The following is a 24123-nucleotide window of genomic DNA, read 5'->3' as shown; positions in this document are numbered from 1 at the left end:
GAAATAGTTGTAATATAACGAAATTCACGTAGGTTGGGACTGGCCAACCTACGTGATAAGAATTAAAATATTTTCAACATCCCACCTTGAGTTTTTGGGCAAAGAAACTTATTTTTTAGACTATATTAAATAATTCAGCTTTATATCATTTTCAAGGAGTCAATTGTGAGTAAATCAAATACACCAAAATTAAATTCAGAAGAGGATAAAGTAAAACAATCCCTAGAAGAGGGCATCGAACAGGTTGATGCCAAGTATAAACACGCTAAAGACAAAGCCAACGAATTGTATGAAGAAGGAAAGCAGGCTGTTTGTGATGCGCAAGATTGTCTGAAAGAATATACTGATAATTTGGTTAAACATGTGAAGGAAAAACCTTTAACCTCTTTATTAATCGCCGGCGGCATTGGCTTTATTTTATCCTCTTTGTTGAAAAAGTAATGAAATTTTTCGAGCATGTAAAAGGTTTTTTTTCTAATAAAGCAGAGTATTCAAAAGGACTTTATGCTCTGTTTAAGTTGGAAGCTAAACTTGCCGGATTAAATCTTTTACCCTTTCTTGTTGGCCTTATTGTCCTGCTAGCGCTGGCAATTACCGTTTGGCTGACCTTAATGATTTTAATTGGCTATGTCATCATTCTTCTCAGCAAACAACCTCTAACTGCTATTATTACTATATTGGTGTTAAATTTAGCACTAGCTCTTTATCTCGTTCGCGATATGAAACAGCGGTTACAGGAAATGAGTTTTGCGCGTACAAGAAATTGCTTAAGAACCTCAGAGAAAGGGAATGAAAATGAGTCAACGGAAAGAGCTATTGAAGTCAATAGCCAAATTAGAGACGAAAGTTAAATCTGCTAAAAAAAATGAAATCAAACATAGATATTACTTCGCTCAATTAATTGGCCGTAACCCCTATTTATTAGCAGCTGTGCTTGTCCCTGCCTTTTTAAGCGGATGGCAGAGTGGTAAAGTAGCTCGAGGTCAAGGAAGGCACCGACTAAAGCAATTTGGCAAATACGGCTTTGCTACATTTTTTAAATTAATTCGCAATTATAATAAGTTAATATAATGCTATGATGGGCCACATTTAGCTATTGGAGCATTATGTGACTTCTAATAATTCAACAGAATTTGCGCATTCATTGCCCAATTTTATCTGGTATTATCTCAGAACTAAGAAACGCTATCTACTTGGATTTGTTTTGGTTGCCTTAATATGGGCAATTGATATGTCTTTAACTCCTTATTTATTAAAAGTTATTGTCGATAATGTTGTTCAATATTCTCATAATCAAGCGCAATTACTTCACTCCATCATTTTACCAGCAGTTTTCTATGCTGCGATGAGCCTGATAGTTAATCTAAATTTTCGTTTCTACGACTATGTTAATTTACAGTTGTATCCTTATCTTCGTGCAACAATTGAGAAAGATTTGCTACAGTATTTGCTTCATCATTCCTATACCTTTTTTCACAATAATTTTTCTGGTGCTTTAACAAAAAAAATTACGGATTTGATGGAAAATATCGAGCCTTTAGTGACTATACCAAATGAATGGTTTTACCCAAGGGTATTTGCGGCTTTGATTGCCAGTGGAACTCTCTTTGTAGTGGTTCATCCCATCTTTGGTATTATTTTGTTTGTTTGGGCTATTATTTTTGTATTACTTTCTTACTTTGCTGCTAAAAAAGCAGAAAATTACTCAAGAAGTTTTTCAGAAAATATTTCCAAATTATCTGGCTCTGTTTCTGATAGCGTTTCCAATGTTATGAGTGTCAAACTGTTTAACAATGTACAACATGAAATTTCTACTATTGACGGCATATTAGATAAGGTCGTTGCTAGCGACCGCAAACTCTCTTGGTTTAATTTGAAAATTAATCTTCTTCAAGGTATTGGTGCCTCGATCCTTATTGGAGCTATGCTGCTAATGCTTATTATGGGCTTGCAAAAAGGATGGGTAAGCGCAGGGGATTTTGCTTTAGTTCTGATGTTGTCAGTTTCCTTTACTTGGGGTGTGCACGACATGGGAAAACAGATGCAGCGTTATTCTAAAGTAGTAGGGACCTGCAATCAGGCATTAAGTATTATAAGGCAGCCTCATGAGATTGAAGACCTTCCAGACGCCACAGCACTCAATATCCATCAAGGAGAAATTAGGTTTCAAGAGGTGTCCTTTCACTATGAAAATAGAGTCAATTTATTTAAAAATATGAGCGTTACTATCAAACCCGGTGAAAAAGTTGGTCTGGTTGGTTACTCGGGTGGGGGAAAATCTACTTTTATCAAGTTAATTTTACGCCTGTTGGATATACAACAAGGCTATATATTTATTGATAATCAGGATATAAAAAAGGTTAGCCAAGGCTCGTTAAGAGCACAAATTGCAACTATCCCACAAGAGCCTGAGCTATTTCATCGAACAATTATGGATAACATCCGCTTTGCTCGTGTTGATGCCAGCAATGAAGAAATTATCGAGGCAGCCATAAAAGCCCATTGCCATGATTTTATTATGGATTTACCCCAAAAATATGAGTCGATGGTTGGAGAGCGCGGAGTCAAGCTTTCTGGTGGACAAAAACAGCGCATTGCTATTGCCCGAGCTTTTTTAAAAAATGCACCGATTTTACTGTTGGATGAAGCGACTTCATCATTAGACTCTAAAACAGAAGACGAAATTCACCAAGCCTTGCATGAAGTAATGAGCAAGAAAACAGTGCTAGTCATTGCTCACCGTTTGTCTACCTTAAAAGAGATGGATAGAATTCTTGTTTTTGTCAATGGTAGGATTGTCGAGGATGGTTCATTGAATCAGCTACTGGGAGATAAAATGGGGCATTTCTATAAATTATGGCAGATGCAAGTCAATGGATTTATTGCTGAAATTTAATCACTAGGTTTGATTTGTTGTCATCCTAGAAGGAAGAAGACAGATAGAATCATCCATATTTTGACATTTATCGCGATTTGAAGCCAACCAAAACAACTGATTCATCATTATTGATGGAGCCTAAATTATTTAAATTATCTATTTCTTTGTTTACATGTACAAAAAGTTTTTTAACATAGTCAAAACGGCCTTTTGAGAAATCAACAGTCTTATAGGCTTCTATGTAAGCATTACAATGAAATTTAATTGAAACTAATTCAGATAATCTTTGTTCAACTGAGCAATCTGGCTTTAATTTTTTATAGGCTTCTACGGCATCGATTATGTTCTGTGCTAAATCGGAAGTCCCTAGGCCTATAAAACCAAGATCCCATAAAAGAATATGGCCATGGTAACTTTTCGTTATTGGTAAATCAGTTGGTGCTTTATCATTAGCAAGCCTGACATAGGCAAAATCGCGTCCACTTTTTGCAGTGGAACCCTGGACTGCATTAATTAGGCTGATGGATTGTTTAGCTACGATAATTTTGTCAGAGGCTTCTTGATCATGCAGTGCTAAAGCACTAGCCATTTTTTTCCAAGAAGTAGCTGTTCTTGTACTTTTAAGCTGGCCTTCGGACGTGCAAGAGGAACCAACTTCTAATAGGCCGACAGCCAATTCCTTTGTTTCTATTGCGTCAGGCACAAAATTACTTAAAATACTGTTCCAAACGAATCCAACGGTATCAACAATCATTCGCACGTGCTCTGAATGAAAGAGATCAGCGAATTTTGCAAAAATTAGTCCACCAACGATGTTTAAAGGGGCCAATAAAATATCAGTTATTAGCCATTTTACATCACTTGGATTAGGGCCTCGCCCATATTCGCCAGCTTCATGGATCATTTTTATTATAGAGATAATCGTTGAAGTATAGGAAACAAAGCTGATGAATCCTAAGATTCCTGCGGCTATGGCCAAAGGGGGAAAAGCAAAGGAGAGAAGAGCCAAGATCGCTGCGATTATACCCGTTATCAATCCTATAGACGAAGTCACTGTAGTTACATCTTTTGCAATGGCATCGATAAGACTTAATTTTTTCGCATTAACATAATGAATGTCGACGAGGCGTTTAGAGAGAACTTCAAGTTGCTTAATTTGTTCCGATGCTTTAGGATTTTCCTTTGCTTGAGCTCTAAAAGTATAACAAAGCAAAGTTACCCTACGATGAGCTTGCAAACAATCGACACGTGTTTGCATGTTTAGTAGTGAGGAATAGTTTAAAGTTTCGCGAAACTCTTTTTTAATAACCTCAAGATCTGGCCCATCAATACTTTCTAGTGTTTTATGAATAGCTTGTAATAAACAACGCTCTTTTAGGATATTAAAGAATTTTTTATATTTTTTCTCAAATTCTTCTATTTCTTTTATTTCATTATTCTGATTAGAATAATTTTTTTTAGCTGCTCTAATTAACTTGAAAATTTCATCAAAAGCATTGTTTTTATTTTTTGATTTTTTATCAGTATTGACATCAATATTTATTTCAAAAAAACGTGTTCCAGACCATAACTCTGGATTATAAAGAATGTCATATTGCATTCCCTCTATTTTCTCATGATTGATAGTGGATGGCGCGTGCTTATTTATCCAAGAAGAATGCTCTTTTTGAATTGAACTATTTATGTCATCCAAGTTACTATTTAATGTAATTCTTGGTAAGATATGAAATGCCATTACTGTCCTAAAACACGAATCCTAGGTATATTATACTGTGCATAACTTAAGAGAAGATTACCGTTATTTTATGAGCAAGTTTCAAAAAAAAATCTCAAGCTCTGATCTAGGTTTTATGCAGTTGACGAATGATGGAAATTTGATTAGCATCCATCCTTTTCACTCGTCAGGCTAAATTAGCATGTTCTTTTTCACAAGACTTCAAATTCCTCGTTTTTCTTCAACGAGTTACGAAGCGCTTATTGAAGAAACGCTGCTAACACGTGGGATGATAGAAGGCAATAATCATAAATATAAGGCATTATTGAAATTAAAACGTCATGCTATAGACATGGCTGCCAGCTTTCATCAATTAAGTGGTGTTTCGACAAATTCTTCAAATATTGGTCCTTTACAAGACCTTATACAAGAAGCAATAAGCGCTACACTTTCAGCTAAAGCGGTAAATCCTCAGGAAATAAGGGAGCGTCTTAATTTATTAAAAGTGGAGCTTAGTAGTGAACAGGGTAGAAAATTAGTTTCTGCTTTATTCATGTTCACTAACTTTTTTCTCACCACAGTAGCTGTTCTTGGTGTTGTTTTTTTTAGTGCCGCTATGTTAACAAGTCCTTTGGGGATTGCTCTGGTGGCAGCGTGCATGACAATTGTATCTACTGCAGTACTCTTGGCTGCTACCTATAGTCTTTACGTAGATGGCCGCAATTTGTTCGACAAACAGATAAAAGAGATAGAAAGTGGTATAGATTTTTTACTTGATGAGTACCCGGTACTCGTAGCACAGGATCCTGAGGCATACGATTATGTACCGCAATGTAATTAATGCCATATCCTCATCGTTGAGGGTAGGTTGAGGGTAGCAATTGCTAGTTAGAAGCATCGAAAGGGCGTTTTTTATAAAACTAAACCTTGTTGTGTTTGAAGATTAGGGTTTTGTTCGCGATAGCTTTGACCTTTTTGTGTAAAGAAACAACAGGATTGATTAAATTCCACTGGCAATCCTGCACTAGCTAATTCTTGACAAAGAAAACGTTGAGCAACAACAGGTAATTTTTTCAAGCTTTCAAAGTCTAAAGTAACTGATTGAATATAAATAGTATCCCAATGAGCTGCATCCTGATAAAAACCACTTTTATCTTCACTGATTTTGCGACAATTCTTGTTCCAAGTATCATGAAATCTACCTGATTTTGTGCGAGCAAGGTCAAGATACTTGGCTACAGCAGCTCTATCATTTTTAATAATGACATCCTCAATTTCACTGTTAATTAATAAATATGTATGCCCATTAAGCGGGTGTTCATTCCTAATATTAGTCTTGAAAGATGTCTGTGTTTCATTGGTGTAAACAATGACGACTTGGACTTTCACTTCGAGGCCAAATTTTATAGCCTGACTAAAAATTTTTATGAGTGACAGATCCTTATGATTATCACAGGTTCCGCCGCCAGCGTTATAGGCTGATTGAACAGAATGATAGGCACTCTTGAAGACAGAAACCTCCCTAATCCATAAGTGAAAAATATCTTTTATTTCTGCAGAACTTATCCTAGCTGATATTTTTTTCAAAGTAGATTCAACAGATGCTCGCCATTCTGCATTTTTCTTTAGAATTTGCGCATAAACGGCATTCATTTTTGGAACATCTACCACAAAGGATGACATTAATTTTTGATCGGTTAGACAAGTAATCTGATCACCATCTAAGCAAGAAGCTGGAATCAATTTCCCCTCTTTAGCACCTAAACGAATATCGGGTTTATTGAAGATTGCTAAGCTGCTTTCTTCACAATCTTCTCTATCATCTGGAGGACTGTCGATAAGTATTTTAGGATCATTTTTTACAGTTTTTGATTGAGGGAGTGACTCGCTTACCTTAGTAGCATAAGCAGCACTAATACTCATTAAAAAAAACAAAGCCATCCATTGCTTTGGCGTTAATTTATTGACAAATCTTAGGCCCAAACCATAAAAACCTTTGGGCGGCCGTTTTCTATTTTGTGATTTTTTTTGCAGATTAGGGGCTGCAGAATTAAGTTTGCGTCCATGTTTGACCGGCCGAATGGGTTTAGGCTTGATTTGGGTAGCACGACGAATCTGATCTTCAGCCCTAGGTTTATGTCTTTCTTTAATAATAACCGATTTTTTTGTGAGTTGACGCATAGTAATCCTTCCTTAGAAAAGGTTAAATCATACACAAATGGCTGTTGTTTGCATTTAAACTACTCAGCATATAGATAAAATTATCAAATAAAAGATTCAGTTGTTGCGATAAAACCGCCTTAGTTAAATAATAGCTACCTATAAGCTAAAAGAGGGGAGTTATGCCAATGTTTGATCTTAATGCCTATACTAATCAAACCTTTACTAAGCTTGTGCTTGAAGATAAAAAAATTGACTTTATTGAATTTCATAACTGCCAATTCAAAGAATGCAAATTCATAGAGGTTAATTTTAACAAAGTTAAATTTACTGACTGTGATTTTGAATCCTGTGATTTATCCCTCTCAAAATTTCCAGGATGTAAATTTTCGGAAGTTTCTTTTAAAAACTCTAAACTCTCAGGAATAAATTGGACAGAATTGAGCTGGCCCTTAGTAAAGCTTGCAAGTCCGCTCTATTTTTACAGCAGTAATTTAAGTCATTCGAGTTTTTTCGGCTTAGAACTTGCAGACTTAATTATTGAAAATTGTAAAGCAACCGATGTTGATTTTAGAGAAGCTAATTTAAATCATGCGAGCTTTACAGGCAGTGACTTACAAAACAGTTTGTTCATGCATACGAACCTAAAACATGCTGATTTCACTGATGCGATGAATTATTGTATTGATACTCAATTGAATACAATAACAAAAGCAAGATTTTCATTTCCAGAAGTTATTTCGTTATTAAGCCATCTTGATATAAAAATTAATGGATGGCCCAACGATCAAGACTAGATCTGTACCCTAAGGGTTTCTTTATTTTCTTCCTTGTCCGAATCAAAGGCGGGGGTTTTTATCGCATCGACGATTTCTTGTTCTTCAATTAAATTCTTTTGATGCTTATCTACCTCTGAGTTCTTATTTTTTATATCCCTCAATACACGTTGAAACTTTTCCTTATGATTGTTTAAGAAAAATCGATTATCTCCTACCAAACTAAGATAAGGTCTTTTTTGTGGGAGAAAGCTCTGATTATTTCTTAAGCGTTTTTCATCCTCCTCAGTCACTAAAGGATGAAAATCTATTCTTTCAATAAACTTCGATGGAGGTTCTTCTGCCGGATTAATCTCATGTGATAGTCTTACTGCAAACTTTCGGGGCTGCTTGGTTGCTAATATATTAAGTTCCGTCATTCGTTGATGTAACTCAGTCGCAGGGTAATAAGCAGTTTTAGGGCTTTCTGACTGCGCTTTAGTCGCCCCTCTCCATCCATCAACTATCCAACAGTCTTTTCCCCAGGTGGATGGATCTTTTAATTTTGAGTCTAAAGGTCTATTAATCACTACAATCTCATGATCAAATTTTTTGTGGCTAACAATCTCAATTTTAACTATTGGATTAGAGGTGGATTTAGAATTAAACACCATATCCCACAATACCCACGCAATATAAGCATTAATTACACTACAATTTCCATAACGAATTGTGCGTCCAGCAGCAGCCAAAAGGATAAATTTTTTTAGGTTTCTTTCATCTCGGGGTAATGCATCGAAATCATCTCTTAATGCAAATTCCCCTGAGGAGCTGCGATCAAAAAATACCCAGTTGTGATTAAATTCAATTTTAATATTTTTAGCCTCATAAGAAACTTTTTCTGACCGTTTTGGTTTTTTTTTAATAAAAGCTGTGGTTGACCATAAAGCAGAGCGAGTTCCTTTTTCGCGGTGATGAGAGAAATACCTCTTTAGAAACTCTGGAATATATTCATTTTCCTCTACATCAGGCCAGTAATTTGAGGAACCAATAATTGTTTTTTGGGCAGCTCTTGTTGCCGTTTCCAGTAGTTGCTCTATTTTCATGAAAGTAAGCTAATAAAAAATGTATTATTATTGTACATGCAATTATTCCCGCTGTTAACAGATATTATCGAGTATTGCGGCGGCGGGGGGTTAAAATAGCCAAGACAATTGCGATAATAAATAAAGCAGGCACATCACCATATAAATGAGCAAAATGCTGTGGGTAATAGAATGCTTGGATGGCCATAATGCCGCCATGCACAATACTAGACCAAACAGTAAACCAGATTAAACTCAAATACTGAATTGGATTCTTAGCTGCTAGGATTAAAAAAACACCCAAGGTTGCATAAATTCCTACAATCATTTGTAAATAAACATTTTGCCCAACTAGATGCCATGCCCAGCCTGAAGGCCATAAAAGAGTTAATGGGTACACCGCGAAGATAAAAACTAGTCCAATAATGACCAAAGCAATCCGGAGCATTTTGTAATTTTTTTTAGCACCCATGACAGATCCCCTAAAAAGATATCCTATCCATCATTTTATTATAGTATGAGGAAAAAAATATACTGCTTATCTCAGATGTCTAGGCGTAAATACTAATCGAGTTCTTAAGAAAATTTTCTCGTTTGAGAACATTAGCTTTCCATCTGTTCCCCTTATCCTTTTGATACATCTCAGAAATTTCTTGTTTGATTTCATCAGATGAAATTTTCTTAACTGCAAAAGCTTTCATGAACAAGCCAAAAGATATAAGCGTTACAAACAAAAAAGTAGTTGTCTTATTCCTATCCATCTCGTAGGGGGTTGGTTTTGCATGGCTAATAGCATAAAAGAGGAAGCCAGATTATAGATACTGTGAGCAAACTTAACTTAGAGTAAGAAGCCTAATCCATCTTAAGATGCATCCACCTACATAAAAGAACTGTTGCAAACCGCTCACTGAAGTTTGAATTGGTAATTATTTCTGTAAAGTTAAAAGAAACTTATATTTTCAACATATGAATGGAAAGAATAAAAAGAATAAGCGCCCCAATTACATTAAAAATCGCAGATAAATGTTCGGGTATTTTTCTTGCTATCGCCATGCCAACTATCGTTGAGCCAAAAGCCCAGCCACCAATTGAGACCAAGTAAGGTAATAACGGTTTATTAGCAATTCCTAGACTCACTCCAACAGCTAAAGCATCCAAGCTTGTTGCGATAGCAACCACTAAGAGTTTGAAAAAACCATGAAACTCAAGCGGTTTGGTACCACCATTTCTATTTCTCCACTCTTTAACACCTTCATAGGCCATATGGATAGCAACAACAAATAATAGTAAAAAAGCAATCCAATGATCTATTGAACTAAAACGTGAAATAATAGTGTCACCGGCTACAACCCCGATAAATGTGGCAATAAACTCCGCACCACCTGATACAAGAGCGAATCTAAAAGAGTCGCTAAATTTATGAGGCCGAAGTCCCATTGCTACCGCAGCTGAAAACGAGTCAGCACTCAAAACCATCCCTAATATCAATGGCTCAATAATATTCATTTCTCTATGCTCGACTAAACATTTAATAAGCTACATAGTTTAAGCTAAAACGAGCATGAAATTTTGAATTTGGTTCAATTAGGAACATTTGATTGTTGTAATCGATGTCTGTTATCAAAGATAATATTAAATGGTTTTCCAAAAAACAAAGAAGAGTTGCTTCAGTAAACGGATCAGTAGCATCCCCCAAATAATTACTGCAGAATATATGAAATCAAAAATCAGAAACAGATGCGACAAATTTACTCTGTCTGTCGAAACTCCATAAGACACTATCTATAGATATTAATATATGCAAAGAAAAAATCCAAAAAGAAGGAAGAAGCTGCGTGAGAAAGAGCATTCTGCCGCTAAAAATTTGACCAATCAGAATAGTAAATTGACTCAGAAAGAGCCAACGCCTGAGCCTGAGCTTATTCCACTCTTTGCTGCAGAATCACGTAAAGAGAAAAAAGTATCTGCATTTTCATTTTTCCGTAAAAAAGATGAAAGATATAAAATAGTGACTGTAGCTAAGGCCCAGGCTAACCCTCACTTTTGGTTGGTCGTTGGAAATGCTTATGAAGAGCAGGCTGCTAGAGTGCTGCAAAGAGCATGGCGTCTCAAAAAAAGTAAATCATTCACTTGTAAAACTGGTAAATCATCTACTCGTAAATACACAGAAACACTGACTGGGCCACTAAATATGGGTTTTATGAAAGAAGCTTTTGGCTCCAAGGCGAATGAATATGCAACATTAATTAATGAAGGTCGATGGTCTGAATTAGATTTTCTTGATGAGGATTTTGTCAGAGATATTTACAAAGCATTTCGCAAAGAAAAAATAAATGAGAGTGAGTTAGGTACTGCGCTTGATATGTTTATGGCTTGTGAGTTATTTAAAAAAGATGGTTCAAGCATTAAACAACATCAATTTTTTGATGGCAAAGGACCATATCATCCAGAATCCATTCCCTATGCGACTAAAGAAAAAATTCTTGATTTTAAAAATCGCTTACAAAAAGTATCGGAAAATCAACGATGCTACTTTAGCATTGATCTACCGCGTGCTTTCGAATTTAATTTTTTCGAAACCTTATTAGATCCATATCAAATAGTTGATATCCGATCTAGGCCTTATTTTGGCCCCGTTATAAAACAATTTCTAAAAAAATTTCAAGCTAACGAAACAAACATGTTTCTTAGCATACTTTTATATTGGGTTATAAACTTTCAAATCAATAACCAAAGCGTCTTGCTTCCAATCATTTTATTGATTTTTAATCTCATTAAGGAAAATGAATTAAAACAAAAAGCGGAACTATACTATGCGGTTGATATGTTAATAAAAACTAATGATGCTGATGCAAAAAAACGCATCTATTCGTTTATTTGTGATAATAAGCGTTTATTTCCTGAGTTTTCTAAATTAAATCGCATTGAATCAAATAGCGTTATGGCTTTTATTATAGCCATGAGAACTAAAGAATCATTTCCATTTATAGCAATTAATCCTAATTACGATGAAAACAATCCTCACAGCCCTTTGCTCTGCATGATTATCACGCCTTCTTCCGTGCTGAATAAACTTCAAATCGCCATGCATGGTATCGAACATGCAACCAAAATTGTGAATAATGCGGGACAAATTCCTATTCGTCGCATACGCCAGATGGATGAGAATCCTAAAGGATACAATCTACGCAGACAATCTCGCCCTATAGAAGCGCCACATCCAGATTTAAAACCCATACCCAAGGTACACGGTCTTCAGATGAGCCTATTTGCAGCAAGAACCCATGATTATTATCATTGCTGGCGTAATGGATCGAATCAATACAAGGTCATGTTTAGACATTTACGACAATTACTAGAAAGCGAAAAAGAACATGATATGTCAAAAGCAATTTGGATATTAACAGATATGGATATTAGTTTAACCAGGAGGAGATTAGCCGCAAACAAAGATTGTATTGATGAGCTTTTTTGCAATTTTTTTAAAAATTTAATGAACAGAATATCCAAGGCTTCATTCTGGAGTAAAACTGATCGATATGATGACAATCTTCTTATCATTGCTGATATGATTAGGGATCGTGATGAATGGAAGGAGATGACTGGATTATTTCCTGAAGATATTATTCATAAAATTGCTCCGAACTCCACCGTTTCAGTTACTTATAGTGAAATGGAAAATATCATTTTATCTGAAGGCACTGACAAGCCAATACCATTCTATATTTTAGCTTATCGTTTAAGAGAATTTAAAGACAGCTTAACATTATGCCATCAGATTGATACACTGGTTGGATTAGATAAGATATTTTTCTGGAACCAAAATAGCGGTCTGTGTTTAGACTCCCATTACACTCACAAAACCAAACATATTCGTATCGAAGACATTCCAGCAAAGGAATTATATTCGGCTTTGGATGGCATCGCATCAACCCAATTGAAGCTTTCAGCACATAAATCACCTCCTAAGGGGATTTGTATGTAACTACGCCAACACACAGCTTTTTTTCACCCAGTTGTCGTGGTCAAGCAATCAGGTTATATCTGTTAAACAAGGTGTATGGCTAATCGAGGAGGGATCAGATAATTTTATTGTGGCAGATACTTTGTTAACAGTTGTATCATCAAAACTGGATATCGAGGGAGAGTGTTTTATTCGATTCCGGCTCATGAGTCCTAAACCTATATGAAAAATAATGATTAAGCAATGAGATGATTTTCTTAGAATAACTTTTCATTCTAATGATTGTCATACCCCTATGTTTCCATCTCTAATGGAGAAATGATATGAAATCGTATTACACTCTCAATTGATGAAAAATTCTTGGCTAATTCTTTAGGTGATGAATTAACTCCTGATACGTCTATTAGATTGACCGCGATGCTGTCTCTGGAAGTATTAACCATACGTTCAATATTGTATCCTAATTGAGAAATTCTTTGTGTACAATGAGCGATTACTCCTGGTTTGTTTTGATTAATCACAATAATACGGTAACAATTGGGTATCTTAGTTGTAGGTAAAAATGTATCAGGAAAATTAACTGAATGCTCTATAATACCAAAATTAAGGTAATTAATAATATTACGAATCACCATTTCTGCTGAGTTCACTTCTGCTTCGGTAGTGCTAGCACCTAAATGGGGAAAACTTAATACTCTTGGATGATTGGTTAGATTAGGAGTTGGGAAGTCTGTAATGTAACCTAAAATATTCTTTATCTCTAATTGATTAATGATTGCTGCTTCACTGACTACTTGCTCGCGAGAAAAATTCAATAAGAGTGAGTTCGCTTTTATCAAAGAAGCATTTTTTTCATTAATTAAGTGTGTCGTATCAGCAGTTAAGGGTACATGTAACGTAATAATGTCTGAGTTGGGTAAGATCGATTCTATATCATCAATTTTCTCAACATTAGGGTCTAATGACAGTGCATTAGGAAGAGTCATATGAGGATCATATCCTAATACTCTCATGCCTAAAGCAAGAGCTGCATTAGCTACTTTAACGCCTATATTGCCTAATCCAATTACCCCCAGAGTTTTGCCTGAAATTTCATGGCCAACAAACTGTTTTTTTTGTGACTCAATTTCCAGAGACAGGGATTCTTTATCATGTTTTTCCAAACGAGTTAAAAACATTCTTGCTTCATCCAAATGACGATAACCAATTAACATTGCTGCTAAAACAAGCTCTTTTACTGCATTGGCATTGGCACCAGGAGCATAAAAAACAGGGACACCAAGAGCAGTAAGAGAATCAACTGGAATATTATCAGTACCAACTCCTGCACGCCCCACTGCTTTAAGCTCCAAAGGAAAAGAATGATGGTGTAATTTATGGGAACGAACCAATATTACGTCAGGATTTTCGAAATGGTTCCCTAATTTATAATTAGGAGGTGTAAACTGTTTTAGAGCCGTTGGCGCTATATTATCAAGAATTTGTATGGTAAACATTATTATGCTCCTTAATTAGAACTCTGCCTTCTTGAATATCAACCAACCCCTGCCTATAAAAGGCCTGGTATTCTTCTGAAAGAACTTCCTGCTCTTGCTCAGTTAAACCCAGAGCTAATACTGATAATAGGCTGGTATGTTCTATATAAAAATCAGAGTTCTTTTTTACCCATTTTTTGGGATTTGAACCGGCACAACCTACAAAACGAGTCACAGAAGTTTTCGCTTCCCAGTCGGTAAACCCATCGCCTAATAACAACGAACGCTGGTTAGCATCTATTATTTTATCAATCTGCATTGCTTTTCCCTTGGGTTTAGCAAGATCACTCTGCTCATTAAAACCTTGATATTTCCCTTCGGCATTAAAGTAAACATCAACTGCAAGTATATTGTCCTGATGAATGCCTAACTCTTCTGCCAACGGTAAAATGGATGACTTAATGCCAGCAGAAATTATATAAATTTTTTTTCCAAGGCTTTTAAGAAGCCTTATTACTTCTCGTGCCCCAGGGGCACATTGAATATGGTATTGCTCGGCCAGCTGCATAATTTGTTTCTTAGTTGGTTTAACTAAATCTAGACGTTTTTTATAATCACCCTCAGTAAAACCTGTGGTTGACATACACCTTTGTGTTATTTCATGGACTTGCTCAACAACACCATTCAAACTCGCCAAAAAGTCTATTCCTTCGAGCAACGATAGGGTGTTGTCCCAATCGAAAAAAAAGACATTTATGGGTTTCTGGATTCTCCATAATTCAGAATTAACATAGCCCATCAAATACTCCTTAATGTGCTGCAAAAAAACGCAAGAAATCAATTAATTGCAAGACGTCATCATAGCTAATCGCATTATAAATACTGGCTCTTGCCCCTCCTACACTACGATGACCTTGTAAATACAATAAACCATGCTGCTCTGCTGCTTGAAAAAATGAGGCTTCACGTTGAGCATCATTCAAGGTAAAAGGGATATTAAGGCGCGAACGATATTGAGGTGCTATTGGATTATGGTAAGCGTTACTTTCATCAAGATAGTTATAAAGTATTTGAGATTTTAGTCGACTGCGCTCCATCATAACTTCAATTCCTCCTTCTGCCTCCAACCAATCCAGCATTAAAGAAGCAACATAAAAGGCAAAAGTAGGGGGGGTACAGGTCAGTGAATGATTTTTATTTTGGGTTGCATAATGAAAAACGGCCGGAGTTTCAGGAAGAGCCCTATCTAATAAGTCTTGCCTAATGATAACTAAAGATACTCCAGCTATACCCATATTTTTTTGGGCACAGGCATAAATACAACCTAATCGTGTAAAATCAATAGGTCTTGAAAAGAGGTTAGAACTCATATCACTTACTAATATCATATCATCTATGTCAGGGATGTGCTGAAATTCAACCCCACCTATAGTTTCATTATCCGTGAAATGTAAAAATGCTGCATTTTGTTCAATATTCCAGGTAGTAATATCGGGAATAGTAGTGAATTTCTGTTGTGCGCTACTAGCAGCAAGGTGTACCTGGGCATATTTTCTTGCTTCGTTCATAGCCATAGTAGACCAATAACCTGTTTCGACGTAGTTGACACAAGTAAAACCACGTACCAAATTCATAGCTATCATGGCGAATTGAATTTGCGCGCCACCAGGTAAAAAAAGTATGCTGAAATGACTAGGTACTTGTAAAATTCTTCTAACAGAATCCTCTAACTTTTCACCTAAATCGGCAAACTGATGAGTACGATGCCCTATTTCTAATATAGATACTCCTGTATTTCTCCAATTAAATAATTCATCATGAATTGTTTGGATGACAGAATTAGGTATTGCAGAAGGTCCAGCACTGAAATTAATAACTTTATTTTTTGTCATTTCCAATCTTCTGTATTACTAAGTTTATTTTATTATAGGACATGGGGCTTGGGGAGTATGATTTTACTCAGGATATTGAAGAGAGCAGGGTATGTTGTTCGATATCGGCAAAATATTGGCACTTAAAGGCGTTAAGCTATCTCATTGCCAGTTTGGGCTGGATATGCAGTAAACCCCTTAATTTAAAAAATCATCATCTGTTCAATTTTAACTCACCTAAGAGAATGGTTTATACTATTTATCATCTGCGTACTGAATTTATCGAATTCATGGGAGTTTTTTATGGGTATGAGTTTGAAAGAAATTCGAGAAAAGTATGAAAAATTGCGTGAAATTATTGCGGAACGCCAGATTTTTGAAAAAAAAATTGAAAATCAAAAACCACCTTATATTAACCATCCTACAAATTTTAATTATTTTGATATACATGGCCACACCTTACTACACTATGCTTGTATGTTGGGTGATGAGGAGGCGGTTGCTGAACTCATCAAAGATCATACTGTTAACATAGAGCAACTTCCGCTTTTCCTTAAGGGAGGGGTTACTCCATTTGAAATGGCCTTAGAGGCAGGGCATCTTGGGATAGCCAAAATATTATTTGATAGGGGGGCCAAATGTTCTCAAATCGCAGCAGCAAAGGTGCATCCGAATTGTCGCGATTGGTTTAATGAAAAAATTTTAGAATCGCTAAATGAATCTTACCCTCAATTAGAAAAATCTGATTTCCATCTATTAAAATCAAGCAGATTTTTCAATGGCTTTACGGATCATCCTTTGCATCGGCTAGCTGAATTGGGGGATTTAGAGGCTATTAAAAAGGGATCAGATGAGTTTAAATATTCAGAAAAAATGGTACCAGCACTCCTTATTCTTGCAGCAAGCAATGGCCATCAGGAACTTGTGAATTATTTACTATCAAATAAGGGAAAATTGAATCCGAATAATTCTTCATTTACTCAAACAGCATTACACGCAGCAGCTCAATACCATCAACATTCAATGGTAACTTATTTATTATCCTTAGGCTCTTTTATAAATTACCAAAATGAAGTAAAAAAAACACCACTGATGCTCGCCGTAGAAGCTAATGATAGTGAGATGGTTAAATTGCTCCTAGATAATAAGGCTGATGTGTTGTTAAAAGATGTCTTTGGAAATTGTGCTTTTCATTACGCTATTCGTCAAAATAATCCAGAAATTACTCAAATGTTATTGGAACATGCCGATAAAGAAATGCTATTAAAAACTAAAAATATTTATGGCCTTACTGGGGTGGATATGGCGATTGCCGAGGGAAATGATGAACAACTAGCCTTAATTTATGGTAAAGATCAGAAACAACTGGAAGAGGTTAAAAAAAATCGACTATATGGTCAACAAAAAGTAGCAATCAATCACCGAGCGTTGCTGCCTGTAATGCATTATTATCTGATGTCGAATTATCGTGATACTGATTTTCTTGCTATTACGGGACATTGCAATGGCTTTTCCTTTTTGCGGAATTTTTATTCTGCAAGGGGAATGAAGAATTATTATTATGACAATCTTAGATTGCTTCCTAAATGGGATGGCAGTTTGCAAGCTTTAAACACCACTTTTCCTGAAGAATCTGAGCAAGCAAAATATCATGATAATCTTCGTTCATTATTCGAATATTGGACACAAGATATTATTTGGTTTCAGGGCACAGCAACAACAGGAGTAATCCCTATTCGTCAACTAGAGACAGAGGTCAAATTTAGTCTGGTTTCCCCTGCAAAAGAAGACGTTTCTATTGTTTCTATTTGTGATCTTGATACTAAGGACATGACAAGAGAACAGTTGGACGAACATTTACTACTTATTAGGAGAATGCCAGTAGGAATCCAATTCAATTTAGGAGGCGGTGAGCACAGTACTAGTGGTGATGTGGTGAATAGCAATTTTTATGTTGATTACTATGATCCAAATTTTGAATTTGAAGCTGATCCTGAGCAACTTGCCGATTGCCTCACTGATATCATTATCGATGTAAAGTATCGAGCAATAAGAAAAATAAATCAGGATAATACCTTACCTATTTCTTACCATATTTACTATTTTAGCCATCAAGCGAAGGATATCGATTTAGAAAAGTTCGAGATATTTTCTGAGCAGGAATTGCCAAAAAATAGCGAAGAAGCAACTAATTATCAAAAAAAATCGCCTAGTCAATTTACGCACTTGCATGCAGCTTTATTAACGGGGAGTGATTGTACTTTAGAAAAATTGCTTGAAGCTGGCCATTGTGATCCGACTGCAAAAGATAGTTTTGGCCGTACTATTTTTGATATGGCTTTTAAAAATAAAAATGCTAAGAAAATATCTCTGATTCTAAAATATTCGGCAGATAAACTTGATATCAGTAAAGCGCTTTTATCTTCTTCAAATGAAGATGAAATTTTCAATATTTTGATTAAATATGCCAAACCTTCAGATCTGATTGCATTATGTATCAAGCATATCGAGTTCGGCAATCTTGCCTTTGTTGAAAATTTTATTAATCAGCATAAAGGGATCATCAATGAACTTTCGTCCCAAGGTCATAGTTTATTGCTAAGAGCATTAGAAGCGAAGCAGTATCCAATAGTTGAGCTTTTAATAAAAAACGGAGCGTCGAGCTTGCTCTTAGCTAAACCAGAGTCTCTTTTTGATGATAATCCGAATCCAATAACAGCTTTACAGTATGTTATAGATAAAAATTTAGATGATTATTTTGCTGTTATTCTTGGTGATTATTCATCTCAATTCCTAAACCTTTTAAAAGCCCATAGCGAAAAAAATTCTGAGCTGGAACTCCAATTATTAAAAGAAATTATCTTTGATTTCCAGGATAAAATTCATCAGAGTATTTTGAGTGCCTTGTTGGTTTATGCGATTAATTTAAAAAATACCGATCTTTTTATCGCCCTTGTTAAAAAGGCTGATAAATCGATTTTAGATCAATTGCATGATGGAAAACCACTGATTATTCGAGCAGTAATAGAAAAAAACCTCCCTATGCTAGAAGCCTTATTAGAGCATGGAGCATCAGTAGACATTCAAACCCAACCAGGTAAAAACACAGCTCTACATATTGCCTTAAAACTAAAGTTAGATATTCAATTTATTAAAATTTTAATTGAGAATCACGCAAGAGTTGATATTGAGGATAGAGAGGGTATTGTTGCTACTCAACTTGCTAATGCGGCCTCAAAGGAAATTCAAGAATTAATTTCACCTAGTCAGTATAAACCGACTATGTTTTAAGGTTTTCTTAGAAATCGGTTTGATAGATAACGAATTTTCATTTCCTAATGCACATCATGATCGTTTTAAATACGGTTAGGGCTTAGAACCCCTGCAAGAAAAATATAAGAGAATTCTTTCAGGAGCATAGTGTTTTGCCCTAAAGCAAAATCTTTTGCCAAGCATCACAGGTGTTCAATTTGGATATGAAATCAATCGGCTCATTGCTGAGAATAGCAATTGAATTTTAAAATTAAGGTGTTTTTTTATCTTTTTTTTCAGGTTTATTTATCTCTGGATCGGAAATTTTTTTAGATTTGTAAAAGAAGCCTTTGCGAGCAGAACTTTCTTTTTGGGGACTTATTTGTCTATAATTTTTTTTAAGATCGTCAACAATTTTTAATGTATTTATTATTTTTTTGCAAACACCTGCCGCCCCACCCAAACATGAATCAGCAGGCAGGTTAAAGATATTACTTAACGAGTCACCTAAGTGGTAGCTTTTTAGTAACAGTTTAACGCCAGGAAAATTATCTATTGCTGTTTTTTCTTTTTCGTCTAATCGTCGGTAGTAATCTTTGAAGTTAGAAAATACTTCTCCGCGAATCAAATCATTTAAATCCACACGAGCTTGTTGCATTTCTCGTAATTCAGATTTTTTATATTTTTTTTCCATAACTTTGCGGAGTTTTTTTGAAGGCTTCGCAGCGTTACTAACAAATACATCCATTTCATAAATGGTTTGAGGACTAATATGACTAACTGAATTATTGAGCAAAGTCATAATATGAGTTTTTAATAGCGAGCTCATTTCAAATAATTTGCGTAAATCATTAGGGGAAAAAGATGATTCTGTATAGAAATTTAAAACTTGGCCAAAAGTAGTAACATAATTTTCAATTTCACGAATATCGAAAGCATATCGATTAGTAGTAGTTGGATCTGGTTCACAGACAAATAATCTTGCAAGAGGAATAGCAGTTAATTCATCCATTTCACTGGTTTCATTATTGCTAACTTTTACCTCTACTCCTTCGTAAAGGATAGGATATATATTTCGGGGTCTTCTCACAGGTAACTCTTATATTATAATTTTATATCTCAATTATAATATATATGGGGTTTGAAGTCCTCACGACAGAAAACGTACGCCAAGTAGAATTCAGTGAGAATTAAGGGTGAAAAATAAAATGTATACTTAATAATTCGTTAATATTCAATGTCGTAGAATTAGAGGCTCCTATTATTTTAGAGAAAAAAATATGCCTCTATCAAGAAAAGATTTTGTTAATATATGCACCCAAGCTATTTCTTATACAAGGAGTCAATTAACAATTAATAATCAATTGAGCGGTTATAAAAAATTTCACCGTGAAATTAAAGAGAATCATTATTTCTCTCGTAATGTTCGCGCTCCAATTATGGATACTCATGAGGATGAGTATATGTATAGGCATGATCTTCTTAAACATACAGGGTTAGGAAATTGTCATGAGTTAGCAGATTTTCTGCTCGTAGAAATTGGCAAAGAAATTGAGCAGCATGGTGCTCTTGCTAGAATTAGGATTGTTAACTCAATCAAAATTGATCATGTATACCTTGAAATAAAAATTAAATTACAAGATGAATGTGATTATTCCCTATGGGAAGTTGATGCCTGGGATCCCCGCATTATAGATATTAGTACTCGTCCAAATGGTTCAATTAAGAACCACGAGTCTCTTGACTATGGCTATTCAGTCAATACAGAAAATTCTGTATATTCCGATGAGATTGATTACCAACGGAAACATAGATTCTTTGGCAGTATCCCCACACCTAGAGAAGGGCGTCCTCTTAGAGCAGCTACCCCTGAAAGAGATATGTTAGATAAACATGATCATTTATATCGTGATTATACGATTGAAGACTCAAGAGATGAAGGAAAAATTCCATCGTTTAATAAGCTTAACTATTTACAGAAAGCCTCTAGTTGGCAGCTTTGACGAGGATCATAATTGAGTTAAGTAGAATTTGATGATTTCATACTCTAAAGCTCAAAGCCAATCATATTGAAAGAAAATTATTAACGTTTTTTAAGTGAACGGCGTGTAAAAAACCATTCTAATAGAACAAAAACAGGTCCTAAAAGGGCAGCGTGCTGCTTGAGTTTAGGATGCTGGGAAGCTTTTTTAAGTATAGCGCGAAGGATTTGTAAACGAAGAAGAGCAAATATCAAGCGAAACATACACAAACTCCAAAATAAAATTACAATGAAAGTATAGTCTATAAAAGGTTCTTAGTTTTATCGACTATAGGGATAATATCAGCAAATTTGCATATCATGAGGGAATGGCAGATCCAACGATAAATAAAAGATAAGTCTGATTATTTTGATAATCAGACTTATCTTTTAAATAGTTCCCGCGGATTCAACTAGTTCGCATTTGCCCCGTTTGTGTCATATAACCCAATTTTAAGAAACCGTTATTTCCTTAACTATTTGATTTTTATCATCAATTTTCAAAAAACCAAAGGGAATATAATGAGGATTTGAATCATCACTATCGTTTTCAAAAACAATCATAAAGCAGTTGCCTAAATACGGAGATTTTTTCTCAATTTCCTTTTTTAAATCAAGGTAGGTTTCAGCTTTTTTAACAGCGGAGCCTGAATTCAGGGCAAGCCCATTAAACTGGATGTCTATTGCTAGAAATTTATTTTTCATGAATTATCTCCCTTTAGCTTAAAGTATAACTCTAAGGAGTAATAAATTTTGATAATTTATTGAAATCTGTTGACAAGTGTAACCATGTGACTTACCTCCGCTAATTCCTAATACCGCCGTTGCTTTCATAAGATCTTATCTATTGTAAGAGGCTAAGAGAGGTGGTTCTCTATATTTTTTTCAACGCATTAAATCTGAGTTTTTTATCGTAAAATAGGCTCTAAGGTGAGTATTTAAAAATTAATCAATAAAGGCTTGACCTTGCCGCAACGTTAACCCTTATCGTGTATCTTGTGACTAAGAAGGAGTACCCATAATGTACACAATTAAACAATTAGCTAAGCTTTCGGGTGTGAGTACCCGCACTTTGCGTTTTTATGATGAAATTAGTTTATTAAAACCAGCAGCTTATGGTGAGAACCAATATCGTTACTATAAAGAAGAGCAATTACTCTTACTGCAACAAATTCTATTTTTTCGAGAACTTGAGTTTTCTCTTAATGAGATTAAACAGATTTTGCGTTGCAATGATTTCGATAAAATAAAGTCATTACAACAGCATAAATCCTTATTACAAGCTAAGGCTTTGCGAACATCAACACTCATTCAGACTATTGATAAAACTATTTCTCATCTAAAAGGACAAAATAAAATGCGCATTGAAGAAATGTTTGATGGTTTTGACCCAATTAAACAGCAAGAACATGAACAACATATGCTTAATTCTGGAATTATTTCTCAACAGCAAATTGATGAGAGTTGGAAGCGTGTTGCTCATTGGAAAAAGCCAAATTGGGAGCAATTTAAAGAGGCCGGTGAAAAACTAAATCTTGCACTTGCCGACGCCCTCAAACAAGGTCAAAAGATAGATTCAGCTACAGTTCAGAAACTTATTCAACAACATTATGACTGGGTTAATAACTTTTGGACCCCTACAAAAGAAACCTATTTAGGACTAGGGCAAATGTATTTGGATCATCCGGATTTTCGTGATTTCTATAATCGTTTTCATCCTGATTTAGCCGAGTATTTGCAGGCTGGCATGGAAGTATTTGCAACGCATAATTTAACTTAAATTTGGCAGAAGGAGTTTTTATGACGGCAAATTTATCGTATCTCATACTTAAGGACGGCAGAAAGCTTGGCTTTGCAGAATATGGATTTAATGATGGTTTCCCCCTGCTATTTTTTCATGGCTTACCTGGTAGTCGCCTTGAAGCAGGAAAATTACATGCAGCAGCTCTTAAGTTACATTTGAGATTAATAGGCATAGATAGACCTGGAATGGGTCTATCTTCCCCTCAAAGCAATCGAACTCTCTTAGACTGGCCAAATGATGTAAAAGAATTTGCTACGACCTTAAATTTAAAAACTTTTTCTATTCTGGGTCATTCCGGTGGCGCGCCCTATATTGCTGCTTGCGCTTATCACATACCCGAACTACTCCATAAAGCTGTACTTGTTTCAGGTATAGCACCCCTAACCTATCCTGAAGCAATAAGCAGTCTATCGAGATCTCAAAAACAGATGAATTGGGTGATTCGCTACTGCCCTATCTTAATGAAAATTATGATGAAAATGTCCTGCAAAGCTTTGGAAAATCCTAAGCGCTTAAAATTAATGCTGCAACAATTACCAGAAGTTGATGCTAAATTATTTAAAAATGCGGATTATATAGAATCGATGCTTTTAGCATTAAAAGAAGCCTTTCGACAAAATGTCGCCGGAGTACTCGATGATTTCAAACTACTTTTTAAACCCTGGGGCTTTGATCTAGAAACAATTCGCTGTCCATTTGTTGTATGGCAAGGAGGGAAGGATCAGCAGGCACCGGTGAAACATGCTGAAATCTATTCGCGACAGATTCCCCAGGCTAATTATGTTTTGTTACCAGAAGAAGGACATATTTCTATTTTGCACAATTACAGTGAGCAAATATTAACAAGTGCTTTGTAGTCTTAGTTTCTTAGGGATTAATAAACGACCAATCGACTTAAGTTCCACTTACCAGCTAATCACTTTATTGGATTTACGGTCAGTAGATTTATTTAAGTGAGTTGCAGGCAAACTAATCAAGGTTCGATAAAAAATAGTGTTGACTTGTTATAAATTCCAGACGGTGACAGATTTTACAAACTGTCCTTTTCAATAGCCTGGGCTTTTGATATAAGGTGTTCAAAGTAGGTCGTTTCAAGCGAAACGATGTATGAGAAGCAATAATTAATCGGAAATTTACCCGGTTTT

At 35.4% G+C, this 24123-nt stretch carries 22 protein-coding genes; 11 read left to right on the top strand and 11 right to left on the bottom strand.

The window, feature by feature from the left end:
* Positions 1-165: 165 nt before the first annotated feature.
* Genes Lnau_RS06630 through Lnau_RS06615 form a run of 4 tightly spaced genes read left to right on the top strand, consistent with a single transcriptional unit; the run spans position 166 to position 2896 of the window.
* Positions 166-441, top strand: coding sequence for an ElaB/YgaM/YqjD family protein (locus Lnau_RS06630; protein WP_058504349.1), 276 nt, complete (start codon positions 166-168; stop codon positions 439-441).
* Positions 441-851 (top strand): hypothetical protein, encoded by a 411-nt coding sequence (locus tag Lnau_RS06625; RefSeq protein WP_058504348.1) that lies wholly within the window; start codon positions 441-443, stop codon positions 849-851. Before Lnau_RS06630 ends, Lnau_RS06625 begins: the two co-directional genes overlap by 1 nt.
* Positions 796-1071 (top strand): hypothetical protein, encoded by a 276-nt coding sequence (locus Lnau_RS06620; RefSeq protein WP_157070638.1) that lies wholly within the window; start codon positions 796-798, stop codon positions 1069-1071. The genes Lnau_RS06625 and Lnau_RS06620 overlap by 56 nt, the downstream gene beginning before the upstream one ends.
* 37 nt (positions 1072-1108) lie before the next feature.
* Positions 1109-2896, top strand: a complete 1788-nt coding sequence (locus tag Lnau_RS06615) for an ABC transporter ATP-binding protein (RefSeq protein WP_065240254.1) — start codon at positions 1109-1111, stop codon at positions 2894-2896.
* A gap of 67 nt (positions 2897-2963) precedes the next feature.
* Here Lnau_RS06615 and Lnau_RS06610 read toward each other — a convergent pair whose 3' ends face one another.
* Complete coding sequence (locus Lnau_RS06610; protein WP_058504346.1) at positions 2964-4613, bottom strand: sulfite exporter TauE/SafE family protein; 1650 nt, start codon at positions 4611-4613, stop codon at positions 2964-2966.
* A gap of 181 nt (positions 4614-4794) precedes the next feature.
* Here Lnau_RS06610 and Lnau_RS06605 point away from each other — a divergent pair, with 181 nt between their 5' ends.
* Positions 4795-5433, top strand: a complete 639-nt coding sequence (locus tag Lnau_RS06605; protein ID WP_058504345.1) for a phage holin family protein — start codon at positions 4795-4797, stop codon at positions 5431-5433.
* Positions 5434-5504: 71 nt separating this feature from the next.
* On the opposite strand, the gene Lnau_RS06600 is transcribed toward Lnau_RS06605, so the two are convergent.
* Entirely contained in the window at positions 5505-6773 is a 1269-nt protein-coding gene (locus Lnau_RS06600; RefSeq protein WP_058504344.1) for a hypothetical protein, read from the bottom strand.
* A 167-nt stretch (positions 6774-6940) separates the two neighbouring features.
* On the opposite strand from Lnau_RS06600, the gene Lnau_RS06595 reads away from it, so the two are divergent.
* Positions 6941-7549: a pentapeptide repeat-containing protein gene (locus tag Lnau_RS06595; RefSeq protein ID WP_238585924.1), complete on the top strand. Its 609-nt coding sequence runs from the start codon at positions 6941-6943 to the stop codon at positions 7547-7549.
* Here Lnau_RS06595 and Lnau_RS06590 read toward each other — a convergent pair.
* From Lnau_RS06590 to Lnau_RS06580, 3 genes are all read right to left on the bottom strand, one after another.
* Positions 7546-8613, bottom strand: a complete 1068-nt coding sequence (locus Lnau_RS06590) for a hypothetical protein (protein ID WP_058504342.1) — start codon at positions 8611-8613, stop codon at positions 7546-7548. The genes Lnau_RS06595 and Lnau_RS06590 overlap by 4 nt on opposite strands.
* Before the next feature lie 64 nt (positions 8614-8677).
* Positions 8678-9064: a DUF6632 domain-containing protein gene (locus Lnau_RS06585; protein WP_058504341.1), complete on the bottom strand. Its 387-nt coding sequence runs from the start codon at positions 9062-9064 to the stop codon at positions 8678-8680.
* A 479-nt stretch (positions 9065-9543) separates the two neighbouring features.
* On the bottom strand, positions 9544-10098 hold the full coding sequence (locus Lnau_RS06580) for a manganese efflux pump MntP (protein WP_058504340.1): 555 nt from the start codon (positions 10096-10098) through the stop codon (positions 9544-9546).
* Positions 10099-10390: 292 nt separating this feature from the next.
* Between Lnau_RS06580 and Lnau_RS06575 the strand changes: the two genes are divergently transcribed.
* Positions 10391-12577 (top strand): hypothetical protein, encoded by a 2187-nt coding sequence (locus tag Lnau_RS06575; protein ID WP_058504339.1) that lies wholly within the window; start codon positions 10391-10393, stop codon positions 12575-12577.
* Positions 12578-12849: 272 nt separating this feature from the next.
* On the opposite strand, the gene Lnau_RS06570 is transcribed toward Lnau_RS06575, so the two are convergent.
* The 3 genes from Lnau_RS06570 to serC are packed head-to-tail and all read right to left on the bottom strand — an operon-like array spanning position 12850 to position 15923.
* Positions 12850-14052, bottom strand: a complete 1203-nt coding sequence (locus tag Lnau_RS06570; RefSeq protein ID WP_058504338.1) for a 3-phosphoglycerate dehydrogenase family protein — start codon at positions 14050-14052, stop codon at positions 12850-12852.
* Positions 14030-14830 carry an HAD-IB family phosphatase gene (locus Lnau_RS06565; protein WP_058504337.1) on the bottom strand — a complete coding sequence of 267 codons (801 nt, stop codon included), beginning with the start codon at positions 14828-14830 and terminating at the stop codon, positions 14030-14032. The genes Lnau_RS06570 and Lnau_RS06565 overlap by 23 nt, the downstream gene beginning before the upstream one ends.
* Before the next feature lie 10 nt (positions 14831-14840).
* Complete coding sequence (serC, locus tag Lnau_RS06560) at positions 14841-15923, bottom strand: 3-phosphoserine/phosphohydroxythreonine transaminase (protein WP_058504336.1); 1083 nt, start codon at positions 15921-15923, stop codon at positions 14841-14843.
* Between the two features lie 282 nt (positions 15924-16205).
* On the opposite strand from serC, the gene Lnau_RS06555 reads away from it, so the two are divergent.
* Positions 16206-19193, top strand: a complete 2988-nt coding sequence (locus Lnau_RS06555) for an ankyrin repeat domain-containing protein (protein WP_058504335.1) — start codon at positions 16206-16208, stop codon at positions 19191-19193.
* Positions 19194-19425: 232 nt separating this feature from the next.
* Here the strand turns inward: Lnau_RS06555 and Lnau_RS06550 are convergent, their stop codons facing one another.
* Positions 19426-20166: a hypothetical protein gene (locus Lnau_RS06550; protein WP_133134807.1), complete on the bottom strand. Its 741-nt coding sequence runs from the start codon at positions 20164-20166 to the stop codon at positions 19426-19428.
* A 268-nt stretch (positions 20167-20434) separates the two neighbouring features.
* Between Lnau_RS06550 and Lnau_RS06545 the strand changes: the two genes are divergently transcribed.
* Positions 20435-21157 (top strand): hypothetical protein, encoded by a 723-nt coding sequence (locus tag Lnau_RS06545; RefSeq protein WP_058504333.1) that lies wholly within the window; start codon positions 20435-20437, stop codon positions 21155-21157.
* 80 nt (positions 21158-21237) lie between these two features.
* On the opposite strand, the gene Lnau_RS16365 is transcribed toward Lnau_RS06545, so the two are convergent.
* Together Lnau_RS16365 and Lnau_RS06540 are read right to left on the bottom strand one after the other, a co-directional pair.
* Positions 21238-21399, bottom strand: a complete 162-nt coding sequence (locus Lnau_RS16365; protein WP_157070636.1) for a hypothetical protein — start codon at positions 21397-21399, stop codon at positions 21238-21240.
* Positions 21400-21627: 228 nt separating this feature from the next.
* A complete protein-coding gene (locus tag Lnau_RS06540) occupies positions 21628-21879 on the bottom strand; it encodes a hypothetical protein (RefSeq protein WP_058504332.1) in 252 nt (83 codons plus the stop codon).
* 316 nt (positions 21880-22195) lie between these two features.
* Here Lnau_RS06540 and Lnau_RS06535 point away from each other — a divergent pair, with 316 nt between their 5' ends.
* Positions 22196-22954, top strand: coding sequence for a MerR family transcriptional regulator (locus Lnau_RS06535; RefSeq protein ID WP_338011303.1), 759 nt, complete (start codon positions 22196-22198; stop codon positions 22952-22954).
* Positions 22955-22974: 20 nt separating this feature from the next.
* A complete protein-coding gene (locus Lnau_RS06530) occupies positions 22975-23835 on the top strand; it encodes an alpha/beta fold hydrolase (protein ID WP_058504330.1) in 861 nt (286 codons plus the stop codon).
* Positions 23836-24123 lie beyond the last annotated feature (288 nt).

The organism is Legionella nautarum, assembly GCF_001467895.1.
In the GTDB taxonomy this organism is placed as follows: domain Bacteria; phylum Pseudomonadota; class Gammaproteobacteria; order Legionellales; family Legionellaceae; genus Tatlockia; species Tatlockia nautarum.
The sequence above is the reverse complement of the archived record's forward strand: the minus strand, read 5'-3'. Positions and strand labels throughout refer to the sequence as shown.